Below are 21,260 nucleotides of genomic sequence, written 5' to 3'. Positions count from 1 at the left end.
CATCCCTCCTACAGGTCCAGCACATCCACCGCCGTCCCCAGCCGCGCGCGCGCAATGTCGGCGACGTGGCGGTGGTGCGTGAACAGGATCGGCTGGACGCTGGCGCCGATCTCCGCCAGCGCGTCCAGGCCGTGGCCGGTGCGGGTCTCGTCGAAGGTCGAGAAGAGATCGTCGCCGATGAACGGCGCCGGCTCGGCGCGGCCCGCGTAATCCTCCAGATAGGCGAGGCGCAGCGCGAGGTAGAGCTGGTCGCGCGTGCCCTCGCTCATGCCCTCGATCCCCACCAGGCCGCCGGCGGCGCGCTGTCCGGCGAGCTTCGGTGTGTCGGCCTCGTCGAAGGTCTGCGCGAGCCCGGAGAAGGCGCCGCCGGTGAGCGCCCGGAACAACGCCCCGGCGCGCGCCACCAGGGGATCCTGCTGCCCGGCCCGGTGCCGGGCCACCGCCTGGCCGAGCATCAGCCCGGCGAGCCGCAGCACGGCCCAGGAGCGGGCCGCCGCCTGGAGGTCCGCCTCCGCGGCCTTGCGCTCGGCGAGCGCCAGCTCGGCCCCGGTCCCGCCCTCCAGCTCCGCCCGGCGCCGCTCGGCCCGGTCCCGGTCGGCGAAGATCACTTGGCCGCGTTCGGACAGCGCCTCGGCTTCGAGGGCGAGCCGCGCCAGTTCGGCTTCGAGCACCTCCGGCGACAGAGCCGCGAGCCCGGCCCGCAGATCGGCCTCGGGCAGCCCGTCGGCGGCACCCGCGAGGCCGCCGCGCAGCCGCAGGATCTCGGCGCGCAGCGTCTCGCGGACCCGCAGCCGCCCGTACAGAGCCTCGATCTCCGGCATCGGCGCCTCGGCCAGCGCGGGCATCACCGCCGTGACCAGGCGGGTCAGCGCCGTGCGGGCCGCCGCCTCCCGGTCCGCGGCGGCCCGGCACGCCACCGCGGCCTCCTCGACCCGCCGGTCGAGCTCGGCGCGCCGGGCCTCCCGGGCCTGCGCGGAGACGAGGCGGGCCTGCAGGGTGCGGATCGCCGCCGCCGGAGCCGAGCCTGAGAGATCGGGGGCCAGCGCCGCGACCAGGCCGGCCGCACCCGCCCGGAACGCCTCCATGTCGCGCCGGATGCCGGTGGCCCGGCGGTCCAGGGCGGCGCGTTCGAGGAGGCGGTCAGGGACCGCCCGCCACGCCTCCAGGGCGCTCTCGGCTTCCTCGGGCCGGGCTGACGGGTCGAGGCCGAGGAGTCCGAGCGCCACATTCCACGCGGTCTGCCAGGCGGCCCGGCGCTCCTCGGCCGCCCTGTGCGCCGCCTCCAGCCGTTCCGCCGCGGCCCGCGCCGCGCGCAGCAAGCCGCCGGTCTGAAGGCTCGCCTCCCAGCGGCTCGCCAGGGTCGCGATCCGCGCCTCGATCCGGTCGAGGCTCGCGGCCAGGTCGAGATCGGGCTCCGGCTCCAGCCCGGCGCGGGCACGGAGATCGGCGATCGGTGCCCGGGCGGCCTCGATCCCCGCCCAGATCCGCTCCCGCCCGATCCGCTGATCGGCGAGCCGCTGCTCGGCCTCGATCAGGCTCTCGACCTCGGCAAGCCACGCCGCCATCGCGACGGGGGATCCCGGCTCGATCCCGGCGGGCCGCCACGCCTCGCGCCAGGCCGCCTCGCCCTCGGCAATCTCGGCGGCGATCTCCGCGAGGTCGGCCTCCGCCGCCGCGAGTGCCGCCTCCTCGGCACCGAGGCGGTCGAGATCGGCCGCCTGGGCCGCCACCCGGGCTGCGTCGCCGGCGCGCTCGTCGGCGAGGCGGTCGGCGTCGAGGAGGGCGCGCTCGTAGGCGGCGATCAGGGCGGTCGCGACGGGCTGCCCCGCCGCCAGGGCGTCCCGGAGCGGCGCGAACGCGGCGTCGCGCGTCGCCCGGACGGCCTCGACCCGCTCCCACGTGGCGATCGGCCGGCCAGCCTCGCGCTCGCGCAGCCGGTCGCGGGTGACGGCGGCCTGGCGGCGCGCGGCGTCGCGATGGTCGGCCGCCCGCTCCCGTTCGCGGATCTTGCCGTCGAGGAGGGCCCGATAATCCGCCACCCTCTCGGCGGAGGGCAGGGGCATCCCGACCAGGACGCCGATATCGGGGACCGGGGGCGAGAGCCGGCCCGCCTGATTGCGCAGGAGCACCGTTTCCCGCCGGATCGTGGTGTCGAGGGTCTCGTGGGCGGCGATCCGTTCGTGCAGGCGCGCGAGCGGTTTCAGCGCCTCGCGCAACGGGGTCGGATCGCGCGTGGCGCCGGCCGCCTCGACCTCCCCCTCCAGCCGATCACGCTCGGCCAGCGCCGCGGCGCGGTCGCGGGACAGCTGGTCCTCGGCGGCCGCCAGGGTCCGGTGGTCGCGGATCAGCTGCTCGATCCGGGTCCGCGCGGCGTCGGTCGGCTGGCGCGCCTCCAGCGCCGCGAGGTCGGCGACGCCGATCCGGGCGCGCAGCCGGTCCAGTTCCAGTCCGACCTTGTGGGAATCACCCTCGATCCGCGGCAGGTCGGTGCCGCCCTTCTCGAATTCCCTGGTGCCGCTGAAGGCAGCCAGGATCGCGTCCGCCCGGAGCGTCAGGTCCGGCTCCACGGACACCGCCTCGGCCTCGGCCCCGGCCCGGGCGAGGGCGGATCCGGCCCGCTCGGCCTCGGTCTCGGCGACGCGGCAATCGTCGAGGGTGGCGCCGAGGCGGTCGATCCAGGCGGGATCCGCGTCGATGAGGCCGTCCTCAGCGGCGATTCGCTGGTCCAGGGCATCGATCTCGAACAGGATCGGCCGGACCCGCTTGAGCCGCTCCAGCCGGGCGCGCTCGACCGCCATGGCCTTCTGTTCCGAGCGAAGGGCGTCGAGCTGGCCGGCCGCCGCCGCGATCTCATCGTTCAGGGCGCGCCAGTCGCCGGAGCGCAGGCCCTTCTCGCGGATCGTCCGGCGGGCGGTCTCGTGGCGCTCCAGCGCCTGGTAGAAGGCCCGGTGCTTGGCCTGGCGCGGGGCGAAGATCGCGTCCGCCTCGTCGTCGAGGGCCGCGTGCAGCTCCGTCAGGCCGCGCAGGCCGGAACCCGCCGCGAACAGGCTCGCGCCGACCTCACCCTCGACATCGACCATCTCGCGCCCCCCCGCCCGGAGGCTGGACGCGTCGAGGCCGAAGGCGCGGCAGAACACGGCCCGCGAGATGCCGCCGAGGAACGGGGCCAGGGCGTCGTCAGGGAGCGCTGTCTCGGCGGCGTCGATGAGGGTCCGGCTGTTGCCCTTCCGGCGGCGGAAGGTCAGGCGGCGCCCGTCGGTGGCGGCGATCTCCGCGCCGAGGCGCAGCTGCGGCATGTCGTGCTGGAAGGCGTAGCGGGTGGATTTCTCGAAGCCGAACAGCAGGTCGGTGACGGCCGCCAGCGCGGTGCTCTTGCCGGCCTCGTTGGCGCCCAGCACCACGTGCAGCCGCGCGTCCGGCCGGAAGGCGATCACGCGGTCCGTGAAGGCTCCGTAGCGCTCCAGGGCGAGGTGGATCAGGCGCATCAGGGGTCCTGGGGCATCATCCCGTGTGGGCGGATCGGCGTGGCCGCCGGGGCGCATAGGCCCGGCGATCGCCTCAGCAGTGACGGCCGGTGAGGCGCCCGAGGATCAGCGCCTCGGCCTCGGCGCAGAGGGCGTCGAACTCCGCCTCCAGATCCGCCTCGGCGGCCACCGTGGACGGCAGGCGGCCGCCGATCTCTGCGAGCGCGGCCTTGGCCCGGGACCGGAACTCGGGGTCGCGGTCGAGATCGGCCAGCAGGGCGGCCGGATCGATCGCGGCACCGGATGGCTCGGCCGGCGCCCGGGGCCGGCGCGTCTCGATCTTGAGGCGCTCCAGCCAGAGGTCCTCGTGCAGCCGGTGGGCCGCGGCCTGGATCTCGGCGGTCACGGAGTCCCGGTCGGCCGCCAGCGCGTCATGGGCCTTCGTGGTTCCGGAGAGGTGGATCCGCACCAGCACGAGGCGCGTCGCGGCCAGGTCCGCGAGCGGCCGCAGGGCCGCCTCCACCGCCTCGATCGCGGCCCGGGGATCGGATGATCCGGCGAGGTCCACCGTCACCTGCTCGAACCGAGCGCGGTCGAGGGCGAGGCGGGTGAGCCCGGTCACCCGGCCGTCGGCGACCTCGACCAGAACGGCACCCTTCGCGCCGCACTCGCGGATGCTCCGGCCCTGGAGGTTGCCGGGGAACACGATCCAGGGATCCCGGGACAGCTCGGCGTAGTCGTGGATGTGGCCGAGCGCCCAGTACTCGTAGCCCCGGGCCGCGAGGTCGGCGATCGAGCAGGGTGCGTAGGTCTCGTGAGCCGCGTGGCCGGTGCAGGAGGTGTGGAGGATCCCGAGGTTGAACCAGCCGGGCACGGCGGCCGGGTAGGTCAGCGACAGGTTCTCCTCGACGGCCCGGCTCTGGAAGCTACGGCCGTGGAGCGCCACGCGCAGCGCCTCGATGCGGTGGGTGCCGGCGCGGTTGGCCGGGAAGACGTGGACCGAGGGCGGCAGGGTGATCGCGCGGGTGATCACGCTCTCGGCATCGTGGTTGCCGCGGACCAGGATCGTCGGGATGCCGGCACGGTCGAGGCGCGCCACCTGCCGGGCGAAGAACAGGCCGATCGTGTTGTCGGCCCAGTCGCCGTCATAGACATCGCCGGCCACGACCAGGAACGCCACCGACCGGTCGATCGCCTGGGTGACCAGATCCTCGAAGGCCTGCCGTCCGGCCGCGGCGAGGCGGCGGGCGAGGTCCGCGTCGCGGGTCGCGAGACCCGATAGCGGGCTGCCGAGATGCAGGTCCGCCGCGTGGATGAAGCTGAAGCCCGACATCGGCCTCCGGGGGCACCGGTGAAGCTTGGGATCGCGCGGGGGCCCGCACCCACCGCCGAGGCGGTCTTAAGCCGTCGGGGTCGCCGGCCTCAAGCGCCGTTCGCGGCGAGACCCGCGTTACGAACGCTTCGCCTGCGACCCGAGAGGCGTCACCCCCTCTCGAACGACCGGGCCCCGGGCGCGTTACAGCGCAGCGGTGGCGGGAGAGCCGCCGGGTGAGATACGGTCCGGCTCGATGAACTTCGCTGCAGATCCGGCCTGCCCCGGCCACGCGCCGATCTCCGAAACCCCGTTCCCCCAGGCGGATGGGGTCCGGTCGCCCTTCAAGATCGTGAGCTGGAACCTCCTGCGCCGCACCGGCGCGGCCGCGGACGACGTGGCCGCCCTTGTCGCCCAGGAGAAGCCCGATCTGCTACTGATGCAGGAGGCGACCCGGGCGATCGGGTTCCTGCTGGACCGGATCGGCGGCTACTACGCCTGGGCCCCCCTGCCGGGTCGGATCCACGGGCTGGCCATGTGGAGCCCGACCCCGTGGCCGGTCCCGCCCCGGGTGATCGCGCTGCCCTCGGGCGCCCTGGTGCACCGGGTCTGCCAGATCCTGGATCTCGGGGAATTCGGGATCGCCAACGTCCACCTGTCCCACGGGCAGATGCTGAACCGGCGCCAGCTCCGGCGGATCGTCGCCGAGCTGCCCCCGCGCGCCGCGGTGCTGGGCGATTACAACATCGTCGGGCCGGCCCTCATCCCGGGGTTCCGCGACGTCGGTCCGCGCCGGCCGACCCACGCCATGGTCGAGGTGCTGCCCCTGCGCCTCGACCGATGCCTCGCGCGCGGCCTCGTCTGCCACGACCACGCGGTGCTGCCCCGGGGCCCCTCCGATCACCGGCCGATCGTCGTCCATCTCGGTCCGGCCCCCGAGGCGCACGCCCCCGGTCGCCTCAGAGGTATGGCAGCAGCAGTCGCACGCCTGCGTCGCGCAGACGGACCGGCAAGGCCCGCCCGGCGAGATCCTCCCGGCTGAGCCGTCCCCGCATCTTGCCGCGCATCAGCTGGTCGAGTTCGGCGGCGAGATCGGCGTCGATGATCTCGACGTTCAACTCGAAATTGAGCCGGAAGCTGCGCATGTCCCAATTGGCGCTGCCGACGAAACACCAGATGTCGTCCACCACCATCGTCTTCGAATGATCGAAGGGCGGCTCGTCGAGCCAGACCCGGACGCCGGCCCGCAGCAGCGGCTCGAGATGGGCCCGGCTCGCCCAGTCGATGAACCGGTGGTCGCTAACCCGCGGGATGATGACGTCGACGGTGATACCCCGGATCGCGGCCTGGGCGAGGGCGCCGGTCACGAGTTCGTCCGGCAGGAAATAGGGCGTCGCGAACCGGACGGTCTTGCGCGCGCAGGCGAGCGCCTGAAGGATGACCTGCTCGATCTTCTCGACATCGGCATCCGGCCCGGAGGTCACCGCCCGGGCGACGCTCGCGCCGGTGGGCTCGAGGGCGGTGAACCAGGGCTCGGCGTCGAGGTTCTCGCCGTCGACGAAGGCCCAGTCGGCCGCGAAGGCCGCGGCGAGCTGCTCCACCACCGGTCCGTCCAGCTGGAAATGGGTGTCGCGGATCGGGTGCTCCGGCCCCAGGGCGACGCGGTTCGGGTGCGCGATGTTGAGGCCGCCGGTGAAGGCCGTGCGCCCGTCGAGGATCAGGAGCTTCTTGTGCGAGCGCAGGTTCAGGAAGGGCATCCGCCAGGGCAGGGCGGAGTGCATGAACAGGGCCACCGGCACCCCGGCGGCGGTGAGGCGCCGGTAGACGGGCGCCTGGAAATAGCCGCCCCCGATCCCGTCGATGATGACGCGGACCTTCACGCCGCGCTCCTTGGCCGCCACGAGCGCGTCGCAGAACTCGCGGCCGGTGGGATCGTCGCGGAAGATGTAGCTCGACAGGCCGATGCTGGCCCGCGCCTCCCGGATGGCCGCCAGCATCACCGGGTAGGCCGCATCGCCGTTGCGGAACATCCGCACGGAATTGCCCGCGAAGGCCGGGAGACCGGTGATCCGCCGGATCGCCCGGTCGAGGGGCCAGAGCGCCTCGGGCACCACGGCGTCGTCGGCGTCGGGCAGGTGCGTGGCGTCCGAGGGCTTGGTCCGGAATCGCCGGGCCCGGCGCGAGACGCGATTGATGCCGAAGGTCAGGTAGAGGGCGGTCCCGAAGATCGGCGACAGCCAGGCGAGGCCGATCCAGCCCACCGCCACGCTCACCCGCCGCTTGCGCAACAGGGCGTGCAGGGTGATGCCGATCGCCAGGGTGAAGCCGATGACCGCCTCGACGTCCGACCGCAGCAGGGCGGTCGACTCAAGCCATCGCGTGAGCGCGTTTTCCAAAGTCTCGGCATCCGGTTCGCTGGTGACGGCGCCGGATATACCCGAAGCGGACGCGGTGGCGCGGATTAATGCACGGGTCCGACCGGAGCCGCGACCGGGCGCTCGCAGCGATACGGGCCGCTGCCGTCGAGCGCCGCGTACAGGATGCGGCCGCCGGACTGGATGCAGCGCGCCTTGGCCTCCGCATAGGGCCGGTGGAAGCTCCAGATGGTGATCATCGGTCCGACCATGGCGATGCAGATGCCCCCGAACACCACGGCGGCGGCCCAGGTCGCGCCGTTGCGCTCCGGGCGCGGCGGCCGGGGCGGCGGCATCGTGCCGTAGAAGGCCAGCGTCAGACCGAACAGGTCGATGGTGCTCATCAGCCGTTCCGCGTTGGGGCGCCGGGCCCGGGGAGCTCGGGCGCATCCGCGATCCTAGGGCAGGGCGGCGCCGGAGCCTACGCGCGCCGCGCAGACCGGCCTGCGTCGTATCGCGCCAAGCGGTCGCTCGGGATGCGCGGCGTCACGGCTCCCAGCGGGGCGGACGCTTGCCCAGGAAGGCGTCGATGCCCTCCCGGGCGTCGGCCATCATCATGTTCCGGGTCATGACCTCGGCCGCGTAGCCGTAGGCCTCCTCCAGGCCCATCTCGACCTGCCGGCCGAAGGCCTCCTTGCCGATCGCCAGGACCCGCCGGGCTTTTCCGGCGATCTTCTCGGCGAGGGTGCCGACCGCCGCGTCGAGATCCGCATCCGGCACGACGCGGTTGACCAGGCCGATCCGCAGCGCCTCCCGGGCGTCGATCGGCTCGCCGACCAGCAGCATCTCCAATGCGGCCTTGCGGGAGACGGCACGCGACAGGGCGACCATCGGGGTCGAACAGAACAGACCGATCTGCACCCCCGGCGTAGCGAAGTGCGCCTCCTCGGCGCAGATCGCGAGGTCGCAGGTGGCGACGAGCTGGCAACCAGCCGCCGTGGCGATCCCGTGGACCCGGGCGATCACCGGCTGCGGCAGGCGCACGAGACTCAGCATCAACCGGGCGCAGGTGCGAAACACCGCCTCCGTCGCTGCCCGGGACGGGTCGGCACGCATCTCCTTGAGGTCGTGCCCAGCGCAGAAAGCCGGTCCGGCCCCCCGCAGCACCACGACCCGCACCGCCGGATCCGCGCGGATCGCGTCGAGCTCGCCCTGGAGGGCGCCCATCAGGGCCATCGACAGGGCATTGCGGGCCTGCGGGCGGTTCAGCGTCAGGGTCGCGACGCCGCCGGAATCGCTGCGCAGCAGGACCGGGGCCTGCGGAGCGTCCGGAACGGACGCGGCCGGCGCGACGGAAGCGGTCATGGGGCGTCTCCCGCTGCCGGCTCGCCCAGTACGCGGGGCCGGTCTCCTGGCGGGAGGGTATCACGGAGACCGAGCGCCCGCGATGCCCACCCTCGACCCGCCACAGCGCCGTTCTCGGTCGCGGCGCCGCTGCGGGCGCTCGCAGCGTCCGCGCCGAACCGGCATCCCGGGCGGGGGGCGCCCGCCACGTTCACGAACGCTTAAGGTCTCATGCACGCACGATCGGTCGGCAGACCGGGCCCTGCCCGGGGCTGCCCACATGCGGGAAGAGCGTCCATGATGGTATTGCCGTTCATCGGTCTCGCAGGGAGCGCGGCAGCGGCCCTCGCAGGACGGCGCGGCATCGCCATCGGACTTTGGCTCGTCTCGCTGATCGGCACGCTCGCGCTGTTGTCCGCGCATGCCACGTCCGCGCTTAACCTGAACTTTTGAGCGAGCCACGCACCATGGCGCTGCTTCACGCCCGCACCCTCAACGCCCTCGGGCTGCTCGGCTGCAGCGCGATTCTTCTGGTGGCGTTCGGCTACCAGTTCCTCCTCGGCGAATTGCCGTGCCCGCTCTGTCTCCTGCAGCGGGCCGCCTTCGCGGCTTCGGGCGTCGGCTTCGCGCTCAACATCCGGTTCGGCTCGCGGCCGTCCCATTACGGCGTCACGATCCTGAGCGCGGTCGCGGGCGCCGTCGTCGCGGGTCGGCAGGTCGCCCTGCACGTGGTTCCCGGGACCGGTGGCTACGGCTCCACGCTGATGGGCGTCCACTTCTACACCCTCGCGCTCATCGCCTTCGTGGCGCTCATCGGGGCGGTGGGCGTGCTCCTCCTGGTGGGGGAAGCGCTCCGGCCCGAAACCCGGGGCCAGCACGACGGATGGTTGTTCGGAAAGGCCTGCCTGCTGCTGTTCCTCGGCATCGTCCTCGCCAACGCCGTCTCGACGGCGGCGGAATGCGGCGGCGGCCTGTGCCCGGACGATCCGACGCATTACGAGGCGCTCGACGCCTGGCTGAAGGATGAGCGCCGCCTCCCGTAACCCGCACCGGTTCCGCGACGGTCGCCGCTCAGGCCTGCTCGGCGAGGGCGAGATCGAGGCTGGCGAAATCCGCGCCGGGGCCGTTCCACCACAGAGCCGGATACGCCGCGAGCCGGCCCATCACGGTGGCATAGGTGTCAGCCAGCGCGGTGTCGACGATGACCAGGGTCGCGCCCGACAGGACGAGGCTGTCGGCGAGGGCCTGACCGCTGCGGGTGCCGTCCAGGCAGGTCACGCGCACCCCGACCCTGGCGAGACCGAGGCGGATCGCCTCCGCCTGCCCGAGATCCTGCACCAGCAGCGCGACGCCGGTGCCGGCCCCGAGGCCTTCACCGCAGGCCCAGCGGGCCACGCCGTGCGGACAGGGCGCCGGAGTGGAGACGCCCTGACCGGTCCACCGGTCCACGCCGATGGGCGGAGTCCGGAATCGCCTGTCGGCGTCGCGGGACGCGGGGGCCGGAATGGATGCGGCCGTGGATGTGACGCCGTACATGCGATGCAGACCGCCTGGATCTGGATAAACCGTCACCCTGGCGTGACGCGGGCGGGTTAACACTCCCTCTCACCGATACGCGTGACCAAGCGAGAAGCCGCTTTTCGCCCGCCCGGGCGCCCTGGACTGCGCCTATGGCCAACGAGCCGTGAAGTCCGGCCGAAGGTTTGTCGTCGAATTCGGTCGCATTGGCCCAGGCACCGGTCCGGCCTATCTCCCCGCCTTGAGGCGGCCCGCCAGAGGCCGCCTGGATCGAGGAATCACGCCCGTATGCGCCACATCGCCCTTCCCGCCGCCCTGATGGCTGTCGCCCTCCCGGCGCAGGCGCAGATCCGGAATGCGCCGGCCCCGCGCGCCCTCGAGTTTTCCGCCTACATCTTCGCCGCGTCGAATGTCTGCGGCTACCGGATCGGCAGCGAGCAGTTCGAAGCGCTGCTGGCGAAGCAGAACGTGCGGATCGAGGACGTCCAGCCCCGCGGGCCCTTCGGCAACCGTGTCCAGACGATGTTCACGCTGATGTCGAACCAGATGGCGCAGAACCGCGATCAGGCCTGCATCGCGGTGGCGGGCGAGTACGGGCCCGACGGAACCGTGGCCAAGAACGTGCTGCTGCCGGCCTCCGAGGCACCGGCGAAGCCCGCCGAGCCCGCCAAGCCGCAATAGGGACCCGCGGTCGTCCGGTTCAGCCGAGGTGCCAGTCGATCGGCCGGATCCCGTGCTCCGCGAGCCAGTGATTGGCCCGCCCGAACGGGTCGGAGCCGGGAAAATCCCGGGCGCGGTTGAGTGGCGAGGGGTGTCCGCTCTCGAATACCCCGTGGCGGGCTGAATCGATCAGCGCCGTCCGGGCGCGGGCCTGGGCGCCCCAGAGCAGGAAGACCGCGGGCTCCGGGCGTGCCGAGACCGCGGCCACCGCCTCGTCGGTGAGGGATGCCCATCCGAACCGCAGATGCGCCCCCGCCTTGCCCGCCTCCACGGTCAGCGCGCTGTTGAGCAGCAGGACACCCTGCCGGGCCCAGGGCGTCAGATCGCCACCGGCCGCCCGGTCCGAGCCCGCCTCCGCCAGGATCACCTTCAGCGACGCGGGCAGGCGGCCCGAGCCCACGAACGAGAACGCGAGGCCGTTGGCGTCGCCGGGTGTGGGGTAGGGATCCTGGCCGAGGATCACCGCGCGTACCGCGGGCAGCGGCGTCTCGGCGAGGGCGCGGAAGATCCGGTCCGGCGCCGGCAGCACCTGGGCGCCCGCGGCGAGCCGGGCGTCGACGCGCGCCGCCACCGCGTCGGCTTGCCCGCCCGCGAAGAATGGCAGCGTTAGCCATGGCGAGCCGGAGGCACGGAAGGCCGAGAGGGCGTCGGCGACGGGCGTGTCGGTCATGAGGTCTCGCAATCGGATTCCGTGTCGGGATAAGCTGCGGCCGGTTCCCGTCGCCGGTGCGGCGGTTGCGGCCCGGGGCCGCCCGTGGTTAGGGACATCGGTCGAACGAGCGCCACGGTGCGGCATCTCGCGTCCGCCCTTCGCCGCGCGGCATCGCACCCTACATGGAACGCACCCGACAGGTATGAGTCTCCGGTACGGGGCCAGGCGTCCGCGCCGGCCGCCGGTTAGTGGAAGCCAGAGGAAGGACTCGGCGCGCGGCGCCGGAACGCTGCCATGAACGAACGCGTCGAACCCGCCGCGCTGGCGAATGGCCGGCCCCTGACGACCCTGCAGCCTGCGGCGGGCGGCTTGCCGGCCGACCATCCGAAGGTGGCCTGGGGCCGCGTCGGCGTCCTGCTGATGAATCTCGGCACGCCGGAGGGCACGAGTTACTGGCCGATGCGCCGGTACCTCAAGGAATTCCTGTCGGACCGGCGGGTCATCGAGGTGCCGCGGTTGATCTGGTGGCCGCTGCTCAACCTGATCATCTTGACCAAGCGCCCCGGGCCGAAGGGCCGCGACTATGCCAGCGTCTGGAACAACGCGCGCAACGAAGGGCCGCTGAAGACCACCACCCGCGGCCAGAGCGAGCGTCTGCAAGCCGCGATGGGCGATTCGGTGGTGGTCGACTGGGCCATGCGCTACGGCAAGCCGGAGGTCGCCGATCGGCTTCAGGCGCTCCTCGACCAGGGCTGCGACCGGATCCTGCTGGTGCCGCTCTACCCGCAATACGCCGCCGCCACCTCGGCCACCGCCTGCGATCAGGCGTTCCGGGCTTTGATGGAGATGCGCTGGCAGCCGACGGTGCGGGTCTCGCCGCCCTATCACGACGACCCGGTCTACATCGCCGCCATGGCCGACTCGATCCGCGAGGGGCTGGCCAAGCTCGATTTCGAGCCCGAGGTGATCCTTACCTCGTTCCACGGGGTGCCGCGGAGCTACCTGCTCAAGGGCGATCCCTACCATTGCCAGTGCCTCAAGACCGGGCGGCTGATCCGCGAGGCGCTTGGGCTGTCGCCGGAGCGCATGCGGGTGACCTTCCAGTCGCGCTTCGGAAACGAGGAATGGCTCAAGCCCTATACCGATGAGACCGTGACCGCGCTGGCAAGGTCCGGCGTGAAGCGCATGGCGATCGTGGCCCCGGGCTTCACGGCGGATTGCCTGGAAACCCTGGAAGAACTCGACGGCGAGAACCGCCATTATTTCGAGGGCAACGGCGGCGAGCGCTTCGCCTACATCCCCTGCCTGAACGACACTGACCTCGGCATGAAGGTCATCGAGAACGTCGTGCGCCGCGAACTTCAGGGCTGGATCTGACGCGAAAGCGCTGGGGCGCCGCTTGCGGACGGCCGGGACCGACCTATCATTCTTCGAAGCTGGACGGTTCAGGGATCCGGCGTCGGAGGATCACATGGCGTTCTTCATCGGGATCGCGTGTCCCTGGCTGCTGATCGCGATCCTCGACCGAATCGCCGAAGGACGCCGCAGCGCCGAGCTCACCGCCCTCGGCGTCACGCCACAGCCCGCGCCGGCGCAGTCGAGCTACCTCGTCCCCGACCGGCCGTACTGACGGGCGCGACCGACCCTCAGTACGCCAGGCCAAGAGATGCAGCGCGAGGCTGCGTTTTTCCCATGACCGCAGTCGATGGGTTTGGCTAGCTTGGACGGATCCGCCCATCTGGAGGACGCGATGATTCGTGCCGATCTCGGGGATAAGCTTGAGGCCTTCGTGACGCGGCTGGTCGAAACCGGCCGATACACGTCCGAGAGCGAGGTGCTGCGGGAAGGTGTCCGTCTGATCCGCGACCGGGAAGCGAGCCTCGCTACGTTGGATCAATCGATTGCGATCGGCCTCGCTGAGGCTCAAACCGGGCAGACCAAGTCGGCCGAGGAGGTCTTCGACCGGCTGGAGCGCAAGTATCGGGCGCTCAGCGGCGAGACGGAATGATCGTCCGTTTCACGGACGCGGCGGAACACGATCCGGAAGGGCTCGGCGACTACATCGCGCAGGACAATCCGAAGCGCGCCCTTAGTTTCGTGCAGGAGCTGCGCATGGCCTGCCTGGCGCTGGCTGATTTCCCCGAGCGCTTTCCGTTGGTTCCCCGCCACGAGGACCGTGGCGTTCGACGGCGTGTGCAGGGCGATTACCTGATTTTTTACAAGGTCGAGACTGATGACGTCGTCATCCTGCACATCCTGCGTGGCACGGTCGATCATGCCACACGCCTGTTCCCATCCTGACCGGACTATCAAGCCCGACCGTCGATCGCGCTCGGATCAGGGCTTCTTCGTCTCGGGGGCGGGCTGAGCCGCTCCTTCGGGAGCGTCGGTGCGCACGATCTTCGCGTCCGCGCGGAGCTTCAGGATCAGGTCCTGCTGCGCCTTGCGGACCAAGTGCTGATCGATCTGGTCCTTGAGCTCGTCGAAGGTCGGTTGCGGCTTGGTCCGCTTCTCCTCGACCTTGATCACGTGCCAGCCGAACTGCGTCTTCACCGGGTCGGAGACCTGGCCGGGCTTCATCGCGAAGGCGGCGTTGGCGAAGTCCGGGACCATCCGCTCCTTGGTGAACCAGCCGAGATCGCCGCCCTCGGCCTTCGAACCCGGATCCTTCGAGGTCTCGGCCGCGACCTTGGCGAAATCCTCGCCGCCCTTGATCCGCGCCGCGATGGCCTTCGCCTCGGCCTCGTTGTCCACGAGGATGTGGCGGGCATGCACCTCCTCCTCGGGTTTCATCAGCTTGACGGTCTGATCGTAGATCGCGTGCTCGGCTTCCGGGGTGACCGCGCGCTTGGCCTCCTGCTCCAGGTAGTCGTCCAGCAGGAGCTTGTCGCGGAAATAGGCGAGCTTGCGCTTGAACTCGGGGGTGTCGCCGATCTTGGCCGTCTCGGCGGCCTGGGCGCCGACCCGGAGGTCGACCATGTAGTCGACCAGCAGGTTCTTCTTCTGCGCCTCGTCGACGCCCGGCAGCGACAGGGCCGGGTCGTCGGCCGCGATGGCGAGGTCGCCCTGCGTGATCGGCTTGCCGTTGACGCTCGCCATCACGGAGTCGGGCCCGGCCGGCGTGTTCGCGGCGGGCGTCGTCATCGGGGCCGGAGCCTTCTGGGGCGCCTGGGCCAGGGCGAGGCCCGGCATCGCGATCATGACGGCCAGCGCGCTGACGCGCCGGAGGAGGGCGGTGTGAAGCATGGGGCAGAATCCTCGGCTGACGTCTCGTGGCCGCTCCGGATCGCGCCGGGCGGCAGGCCGCGGCAGAGGTGGCCCGCGTCGCCCGAGAAGGCAAGCGCTGCCGTGCCCACCATCCCGCAACCGTGACCGCGCCGACGCGCGTCGGGCCCGCCTCTTTCAGGTGCGCCGGGCGATGTTTACCTCTATAAGCCCGGCCAACTCCGCCCAGGCCGGCCCGCCACGCTCACCCGTGGGCGGGCTCGCGCGTCCGCAGGTCCATGATGCTCGGCTCCATCGCCAAGAAGATTTTCGGCTCCTCCAACGACCGCCGCGTCAAGGGCTACCGTCCGCGCGTCGCGCAGATCAACGCGCTGGAGGCGGAGATCCAGACCCTGTCGGACGAGGCCCTGCGCGCCCGCACCGACATGCTGAAGGCGGAACTCGCGGGCGGCAAGAGCCTCGACGACATCCTCGTGCCGGCCTTCGCCACGGTGCGCGAGGCGGCCAAGCGCGTCTTCGGCCAGCGCCACTTCGACGTGCAGCTCATCGGCGGTATGGTGCTGCACGAGGGCGGCATCGCCGAGATGAAGACCGGCGAGGGCAAGACCCTGGTGGCGACGCTGCCGGTCTATCTCAACGCCCTGGAGGGCAAGGGCGTCCACGTCGTCACCGTGAACGATTATCTCGCCGCCCGCGACGCCGAGTGGATGGGCCAACTCTACCGGTTCCTCGGCCTCACCGTCGGGACGATCGTCCACGGGCTCGACGACGCGCAGCGCAAGGACGCCTATGCCTGCGACATCACCTACGGCACCAACAACGAGTACGGGTTCGACTACCTGCGCGACAACATGAAGTACGAGATGTCCCAGCTGGCGCAGCGGGGGCACAACTACGCCATCGTGGACGAGGTCGACTCGATCCTGATCGACGAGGCGCGCACGCCGCTGATCATCTCCGGGCCGGTGGATGACCGCTCCGAACTGTACGTCGCCGTGGACGCGATCCTGCCCCGGCTGGTGCGCGAGCATTACGACCTGGACGAGAAGCAGCGCACGGTCTCGCTCACGGAAGCCGGCAACGAGTTCGTGGAGGAGACGCTGCGCGAGGTCGGCCTGCTCAAGGACGGGGACCTCTACGACGCGCACAACGTCAGCCTGGTCCACCACGTGAACCAGGCCCTGCGCGCCCACACGCTGTTCACCCGGGACAAGGACTACATCGTCAAGAATGACGAGGTCGTGATCATCGACGAGTTCACCGGCCGCATGATGCAGGGCCGGCGCTACTCGGAGGGGCTGCACCAGGCTCTGGAGGCCAAGGAGCGGGTCACGATCCAGCCCGAGAACCAGACGCTCGCCTCGATCACCTTCCAGAACTATTTCCGACTCTACAAGAAACTCGCCGGCATGACCGGCACGGCCTCGACGGAGGCCGACGAGTTCGCCGAGATCTACAAGCTCGACGTGGTCGATATCCCGACCAACAAGGAGGTCGAGCGCGTCGACGAGGACGACGAGGTCTATCGCACGGTCGGCGAGAAGTACGAGGGCATCATCGCGGAGATCGACCGGGCGCATAGCCGCCACCAGCCGATCCTGGTCGGCACCGGCTCGATCGAGAAGTCGGAGCATCTGGCCGAGATGCTCAAGAAGGCCGGCTACACCCTGCTCGACTACTCGGATCCGAACGCGCTGACCGACGTCTACAAGGCCGCCCGCGAGGGCCGGGTGACCAAGCGCTTCGCGGTGCTGAATGCCCGCTTCCACGAGCAGGAGGCCTACATCGTCGCCGAGGCCGGCGTGCCCGGGGCGATCACCATCGCCACCAACATGGCCGGCCGCGGCACCGACATCAAGCTCGGCGGCAACATCGAGATGCGGGTCGAGAAGGAACTCGCCACCCTGCCCGAAGGGCCGGAGCGGGATGCCCGGATCGAGGCGATCAAGTCCGAGATCGCCGAGAACCGCGCCAAGGTGCTGGCCTCGGGCGAGAAGGCGGATCCGGAAGCGGGCCGCAAGAAGGACCTGCCGGGCGGCCTCTACATCATCGGCACCGAGCGCCACGAATCCCGGCGCATCGACAACCAGCTCCGTGGCCGCTCGGGCCGCCAGGGCGATCCCGGCCGCTCGAAGTTCTACCTGTCGCTTCAGGACGACCTGATGCGGATCTTCGGCTCCGACCGCATGGACGGGATGCTGCAGAAGCTCGGCCTGGAGCAGGGCGAGGCGATCATCCATCCCTGGATCAACAAGGCCATCGAGAAGGCGCAGCAGAAGGTCGAGGCGCGCAACTTCGACATGCGCAAGAACGTGCTCAAGTACGACAACGTCATGAACGACCAGCGCAAGGTCGTGTTCGAGCAGCGCCGGGACTTCATGGGCCAGGACAGCGTCCGGGAGACCGTGGACGAGATGCGCGAGGGCGTGATCGACGACCTCGTCGCCCGGTTCATCCCCCAGAACGCCTACGCCGAGCAATGGGACGTCGCCGGTCTGCGCGAGCAGGTGAAGGAGGTTCTCAACCTCGACGCGCCGGTCGAGGACTGGGCCAAGGAGGAGGGCATCGCCGACGAGGAGATGCGCGAGCGCCTGCTCAAGGCGACCGAGGAGGCCTACGCGGTCCGGACCGAGAAGAACGGCGCCGAGGTCACCGCCTATATCGAGAAGCAGGTGCTGCTCCAGACCCTCGACCATCTCTGGCGCGAGCATCTCGTGACCCTCGATCACCTCCGGCAGGTGATCGGCTGGCGCGGCTTCGCCCAGCGCGATCCGCTCAACGAGTACAAGTCCGAGGCGTTCGACCTGTTCAACGGCCTCGTGACCGCCCTGCGCGAGCAGGTCACCGCACAGCTCTCGCGGGTCGAAATCATGATGCAGGAGCCGCAAGCCGAATTCCCGCCGGGCGGGCCGGCCCTGCCGCCGATGTTCGCCCAGCATCTCGACCCGGTTACCGGCGAGAACGAGATGGACTATGCCGGCTTCGGCTCGGGCAGCGATGGCGGTGGCGGCCCGGCCTACGGCTTCGCCGCGCAGGGTCTGGCGGTGGACGGGGCGGTGCTGGAGCGCGATCCGAACGATGCCGCCACCTGGGGCCGCGTCGGGCGCAACGAACCGTGCCCCTGCGGCTCCGGCAAGAAGTACAAGCACTGCCACGGCAGCCTCCAGGCCTGAGGCCGCCATGGCGGCGCGGGCGGTCTTTGTCGCCGGGGCCGGCACCGAGATCGGCAAGACCTACGTCACCGCGGCCCTGACCCGGCGCCTCCGGGCGCTGGGTCGGCGGGTCCGAACCGTGAAGCCGCTGGCGAGCGGCGTCCCGCCGTTGAACGATCCGGCCTTCGCCGAAAGCGACACCGCCCGCCTGCTCGACGCGCAGGCGATCGCCCTCGACGAGGGAGCCGTGGAAGCCTGCTCGCCCTGGCGCTTCTCGGCGCCGCTCGCGCCCGACCAGGCGGCCGTCCTGGAGGGCCGGTCCCTGGACCTCGCCGATCTGGTCGGCTGGTGCCGCGCGCAGATCGCCGGAACGGACGGCCTGCTGCTGATCGAGGGGGTCGGTGGCCTGATGAGCCCGGTCACCGGGTCGGCGACGGGCCTCGACTGGCTGCGGGCGCTCGGAGTGCCGACGCTCCTCGTCTCCGGCAGCTATCTCGGGGCGATCAGCCACGCGCTCACCGCCTGCGAGACCCTGCGCCGGCACGGCATCCCGCTGCTCGGAATCGTCGTCAGCGAGAGCGCGGGCGCGCCGGCGCCGGCCGGCACCGTGGCCGCCTCGATCGCCCGCCACGCCGATACGCCGGTCGTCTGCCTCGGACGCGGTGCCGCCTGCCCCGACGCCCTGGCAGACCTGATCGGCATCGGATGAGGCGGGTGATCCGACTGGATGATATGCGGCGACGGCGAATCTCGTTCGTCGCGGCGGCGGCCCTGTCCGCGCTGGACGGTGTGGCCGTGGCCGCTACCTGTCGCGTGGCATCGACCCGCCCAGATCGGGCAGGGTCCTGCGGGAGCTGGTCCGTTGAGTGAGTCCCTTGCCCCCGCCGCGGCTCCGATTCCGGACGCCGCCGAACATGCGCATGATCCTGCCCACGGCCGGTTGCGGCCGGCGCTGATCCTCGGTGCCCTGGGCGTGGTCTACGGCGATATCGGGACGAGCCCGCTCTACGCGTTCAAGGAGGCGGTGAAGGCAGCCACCGCCGGGGGGGCCTCGGTGCCGGCGGCGGCCACGGGGGCGGTGTCGCTGATCCTGTGGTCGCTGATCCTGATCGTGTCGCTGAAATACGCGGTGCTGATCCTGCGGGCCGACAACCGCGGCGAGGGCGGCATCGTGGCCATGCTGGCGCTGCTCGGCGCCCGGCAGGCGCGGCCGGGGACGTGGAAGGCGCTGCTGCTGGTGGTCGGGCTCGTGGGCGCGGCGCTACTCTACGGCGACGGGGCGATCACCCCGGCGATCTCGGTGCTGTCGGCGGTCGAGGGCCTGAAGGTCGATGCGCCCGCGCTCGGGCCGTACGTGGTGCCGATCACCCTGGTCATCCTGATCGGGCTGTTCCTGGTGCAGTACAAGGGCGTGGCCGCCATCGGCCGGGTGTTCGGGCCGGTCATGATGGTCTGGTTCGTGGTCCTGGCCCTGCTCGGCATCGGCGGCATCCTAGGCCGGCCGGAGATCCTCGCGGCTGCCAACCCGTACCAGGCGTTGGACTTCATGCTGCATGCCGGGCTCCCCGTCAGCTTCGCGATGCTGGGTGCGGCCTTCCTGGCGGTGACCGGCGGCGAGGCGATGTATGCCGATCTCGGCCATTTCGGTGCCTTGCCGATCCGTGCCGCCTGGTTCGTGCTGGTCCTGCCCGCGCTGGTGCTCAACTATTTCGGCCAGGGCGCGCTGCTGCTCGCCGATCCCGATGCCATCGAGAACCCATTCTTCCGCCTGTGCCCGGACTGGGCCCACCTGCCGCTCATTCTCCTCGCCACGATGGCGACGATCATCGCCTCGCAGGCGATCATTTCGGGGGTGTTTTCGCTGACCCAGCAATCGGTCCAGCTCGGGTTCCTCCCGGCGATGCGCATCGTACAGACGGCGCGCGACGAGCGCGGACAGATCTACGTGCCGATGGTGAACTGGCTGCTCGCGGTGGCTACCATCGTGGCGGTGGTGATGTTCGAATCGTCCGACGCCCTGGCCGGTGCCTACGGGATCGCGGTGTCGATGCTGATGGGCATCACCACGCTGCTCGCGGCGCTGATCGCGCTGCGTTGGGGCTACAATCCGATTCTCGTCTTCGCGGTGAACGGCTTCTTCCTGGTCATCGACGCCGTGTTTCTCGCCGCCAACAGCGTGAAGATCCTGGAGGGGGGCTGGTTTCCCCTGGTGTTGGCCGGTCTCGTCGCGCTGATGATGCTGACCTGGAAGAGGGGCAACGAGCTGGTCGAGGAGGCCCGCGTGGCCCTGAGGTTGCCGGAGGACGTCTTCCTGTCCGGTCTGCAGCACCGCCCGTTGCTGCGCCTGCCGGGGACGGCCGCGTTCCTGTCCGCGGCCGAGCACGGGATCCCGCTGCACCTCTCGCGATTCGTGGAGCGCAATCACGCGCTGATGGAGCGAATCCTGATCATCACGGCGCTCTACGAGGAGACGCCGACCGTCCCCACGGCACAGCGCGCCCATGTCACGATCCTGGCGCCGGATTTCTACCGGGTCATCCTTCGCTACGGGTTCATGGAGGAGGCCTCGATCCCGGAGGGCCTCGCCTGCGCGGTGGAATCCCGGCACCTGCCGCCGCACGTCCTCGAAGACATGACCGTCTTCGTGGGGCACGAGACCATCATCCCGAAGAGCGACGACCGCGGGATGATGCCCTGGCGGGAGGGGCTGTTCGCCTTCATGCAGCGCAACGCCGAGCGCACCGGCGCCTTCTTCGGCGTGCCGACCCGGCAGGTGGTGGAGGTGGGTACCGAGATCGAGATCTGATCGGCGTCCCCGAGAAGAGGCGCGCCGCCCTCCAAATCTTCGATGCGATCCGGCGGGAGCATCGACAGGCTTCGGAAGAGTACGGACACCGTTCCGGCTCACCGGGTCGGGCCGACCGCCGCGCCGTATCCGCCACGCGACGGGCGACGACTGCTGAGGCGCCGGAATTTCCCCGGCAGGTCCGCAAGCGACGCACGAAACCTTGAGGCGCCGTTCCCCGATTTGCGGGGAACCGTTGCCGTCCCGCCTCGTTCCGCCCCGACCTAGGCGATGCGCCCATCGGCGCGCGCCGGATCGGAGGACAGATGAACAGAGATCATATCGAGGGCGGTGTCCGCCATCTCCGGGGCCGGGCCAGGACGGTGGCCGGAGCGGTGCGCGGCCGGGCCGGCGACCAGTTCGAGGGCGCCTACGATCAGGCCGCCGGAGCGGCTCAGTATGCCTACGGCGAGGCGCGCGACGCCGTGCGCGACCTGCGCGACGGGGGTGAGCACCTCGTCGAGGAGGGCCGGACCCGGTATCGTGAAGTCAGCCAGCGCGGCCGGGACCTGGCCGACGAGGCCATCGAGCGGGGCCAGCACTATCGCGACCGGGCCGTTCATCACGGCCGCTACCTCGCGGCACGCGCGGACGAGAACCGTGCCGCGACGCTCGCCCTCGTGGCCGCGGTCGCGTTCGGTCTCGGCTGGCTGGCTCGGCCCAATCGCTGAGGC

The 21,260-nt window shown here is 71.1% G+C and carries 20 protein-coding genes; 12 read left to right on the top strand and 8 right to left on the bottom strand.

Features of this window, described 5'->3' with window-relative positions; all coding sequences use genetic code 11:
* Positions 1–8: 8 nt before the first annotated feature.
* Positions 9–3,485 (bottom strand): AAA family ATPase, encoded by a 3,477-nt coding sequence (locus AC3IF1_RS25870; RefSeq protein WP_489219919.1) that lies wholly within the window; start codon positions 3,483–3,485, stop codon positions 9–11.
* A gap of 73 nt (positions 3,486–3,558) precedes the next feature.
* Positions 3,559–4,797 (bottom strand): metallophosphoesterase family protein, encoded by a 1,239-nt coding sequence (locus tag AC3IF1_RS25865; RefSeq protein ID WP_489219918.1) that lies wholly within the window; start codon positions 4,795–4,797, stop codon positions 3,559–3,561.
* Between the two features lie 235 nt (positions 4,798–5,032).
* On the opposite strand from AC3IF1_RS25865, the gene AC3IF1_RS25860 reads away from it, so the two are divergent.
* Positions 5,033–5,818: an endonuclease/exonuclease/phosphatase family protein gene (locus tag AC3IF1_RS25860; RefSeq protein ID WP_243964654.1), complete on the top strand. Its 786-nt coding sequence runs from the start codon at positions 5,033–5,035 to the stop codon at positions 5,816–5,818.
* Here AC3IF1_RS25860 and AC3IF1_RS25855 read toward each other — a convergent pair.
* The 3 genes from AC3IF1_RS25855 to AC3IF1_RS25845 form a co-directional block, all read right to left on the bottom strand.
* Complete coding sequence (locus AC3IF1_RS25855) at positions 5,736–7,172, bottom strand: phospholipase D-like domain-containing protein (protein ID WP_243964656.1); 1,437 nt, start codon at positions 7,170–7,172, stop codon at positions 5,736–5,738. The two genes, AC3IF1_RS25860 and AC3IF1_RS25855, sit on opposite strands and share 83 nt — an antisense overlap.
* 65 nt (positions 7,173–7,237) lie before the next feature.
* Positions 7,238–7,534, bottom strand: coding sequence for a hypothetical protein (locus tag AC3IF1_RS25850; RefSeq protein WP_489219917.1), 297 nt, complete (start codon positions 7,532–7,534; stop codon positions 7,238–7,240).
* Positions 7,535–7,676: 142 nt separating this feature from the next.
* Complete coding sequence (locus tag AC3IF1_RS25845) at positions 7,677–8,495, bottom strand: enoyl-CoA hydratase (RefSeq protein ID WP_489219916.1); 819 nt, start codon at positions 8,493–8,495, stop codon at positions 7,677–7,679.
* Between the two features lie 276 nt (positions 8,496–8,771).
* Here AC3IF1_RS25845 and AC3IF1_RS25840 point away from each other — a divergent pair, with 276 nt between their 5' ends.
* Together AC3IF1_RS25840 and AC3IF1_RS25835 are read left to right on the top strand one after the other, a co-directional pair.
* Positions 8,772–8,927: a DUF5993 family protein gene (locus tag AC3IF1_RS25840; protein ID WP_243964660.1), complete on the top strand. Its 156-nt coding sequence runs from the start codon at positions 8,772–8,774 to the stop codon at positions 8,925–8,927.
* A 14-nt stretch (positions 8,928–8,941) separates the two neighbouring features.
* Positions 8,942–9,517, top strand: coding sequence for a disulfide bond formation protein B (locus AC3IF1_RS25835; protein ID WP_243964661.1), 576 nt, complete (start codon positions 8,942–8,944; stop codon positions 9,515–9,517).
* A gap of 28 nt (positions 9,518–9,545) precedes the next feature.
* On the opposite strand, the gene AC3IF1_RS25830 is transcribed toward AC3IF1_RS25835, so the two are convergent.
* Positions 9,546–9,923, bottom strand: a complete 378-nt coding sequence (locus tag AC3IF1_RS25830; RefSeq protein ID WP_243964662.1) for an AMP-dependent synthetase — start codon at positions 9,921–9,923, stop codon at positions 9,546–9,548.
* 357 nt (positions 9,924–10,280) lie between these two features.
* On the opposite strand from AC3IF1_RS25830, the gene AC3IF1_RS25825 reads away from it, so the two are divergent.
* Entirely contained in the window at positions 10,281–10,673 is a 393-nt protein-coding gene (locus AC3IF1_RS25825; protein WP_243964663.1) for a hypothetical protein, read from the top strand.
* A gap of 19 nt (positions 10,674–10,692) precedes the next feature.
* On the opposite strand, the gene AC3IF1_RS25820 is transcribed toward AC3IF1_RS25825, so the two are convergent.
* Entirely contained in the window at positions 10,693–11,382 is a 690-nt protein-coding gene (locus AC3IF1_RS25820) for a uracil-DNA glycosylase (protein ID WP_243964664.1), read from the bottom strand.
* A 276-nt stretch (positions 11,383–11,658) separates the two neighbouring features.
* Between AC3IF1_RS25820 and hemH the strand changes: the two genes are divergently transcribed.
* The 4 genes from hemH (at position 11,659) to AC3IF1_RS25800 (ending at position 13,665) form a co-directional block, all read left to right on the top strand.
* Complete coding sequence (gene hemH, locus AC3IF1_RS25815; protein WP_243964665.1) at positions 11,659–12,741, top strand: ferrochelatase; 1,083 nt, start codon at positions 11,659–11,661, stop codon at positions 12,739–12,741.
* A gap of 94 nt (positions 12,742–12,835) precedes the next feature.
* Positions 12,836–12,994: a hypothetical protein gene (locus AC3IF1_RS25810; RefSeq protein WP_243964666.1), complete on the top strand. Its 159-nt coding sequence runs from the start codon at positions 12,836–12,838 to the stop codon at positions 12,992–12,994.
* 120 nt (positions 12,995–13,114) lie between these two features.
* Positions 13,115–13,372 (top strand): type II toxin-antitoxin system ParD family antitoxin, encoded by a 258-nt coding sequence (locus tag AC3IF1_RS25805; protein ID WP_243964667.1) that lies wholly within the window; start codon positions 13,115–13,117, stop codon positions 13,370–13,372.
* On the top strand, positions 13,369–13,665 hold the full coding sequence (locus tag AC3IF1_RS25800; RefSeq protein WP_489219915.1) for a type II toxin-antitoxin system RelE/ParE family toxin: 297 nt from the start codon (positions 13,369–13,371) through the stop codon (positions 13,663–13,665). The genes AC3IF1_RS25805 and AC3IF1_RS25800 overlap by 4 nt, the downstream gene beginning before the upstream one ends.
* Before the next feature lie 36 nt (positions 13,666–13,701).
* Here the strand turns inward: AC3IF1_RS25800 and AC3IF1_RS25795 are convergent, their stop codons facing one another.
* The gene (locus AC3IF1_RS25795) at positions 13,702–14,610 is read right to left on the bottom strand and encodes a peptidylprolyl isomerase (protein WP_489219914.1); all 909 of its coding nucleotides are present in this window, start codon (positions 14,608–14,610) and stop codon (positions 13,702–13,704) included.
* A gap of 260 nt (positions 14,611–14,870) precedes the next feature.
* Between AC3IF1_RS25795 and secA the strand changes: the two genes are divergently transcribed.
* The 4 genes from secA (at position 14,871) to AC3IF1_RS25775 (ending at position 21,257) form a co-directional block, all read left to right on the top strand.
* On the top strand, positions 14,871–17,762 hold the full coding sequence (gene secA, locus AC3IF1_RS25790; protein WP_489220475.1) for a preprotein translocase subunit SecA: 2,892 nt from the start codon (positions 14,871–14,873) through the stop codon (positions 17,760–17,762).
* Between the two features lie 7 nt (positions 17,763–17,769).
* Entirely contained in the window at positions 17,770–18,450 is a 681-nt protein-coding gene (bioD, locus tag AC3IF1_RS25785; protein WP_243964672.1) for a dethiobiotin synthase, read from the top strand.
* 153 nt (positions 18,451–18,603) lie between these two features.
* Positions 18,604–20,547 (top strand): potassium transporter Kup, encoded by a 1,944-nt coding sequence (locus tag AC3IF1_RS25780; RefSeq protein WP_489219913.1) that lies wholly within the window; start codon positions 18,604–18,606, stop codon positions 20,545–20,547.
* A 305-nt stretch (positions 20,548–20,852) separates the two neighbouring features.
* A complete protein-coding gene (locus tag AC3IF1_RS25775) occupies positions 20,853–21,257 on the top strand; it encodes a CsbD family protein (protein WP_489219912.1) in 405 nt (134 codons plus the stop codon).
* Positions 21,258–21,260: the final 3 nt, after the last annotated feature.

The organism is Methylobacterium sp. E-012 (assembly GCF_057836545.1).
This window is presented reverse-complemented; position numbering and strand designations above follow the sequence as displayed.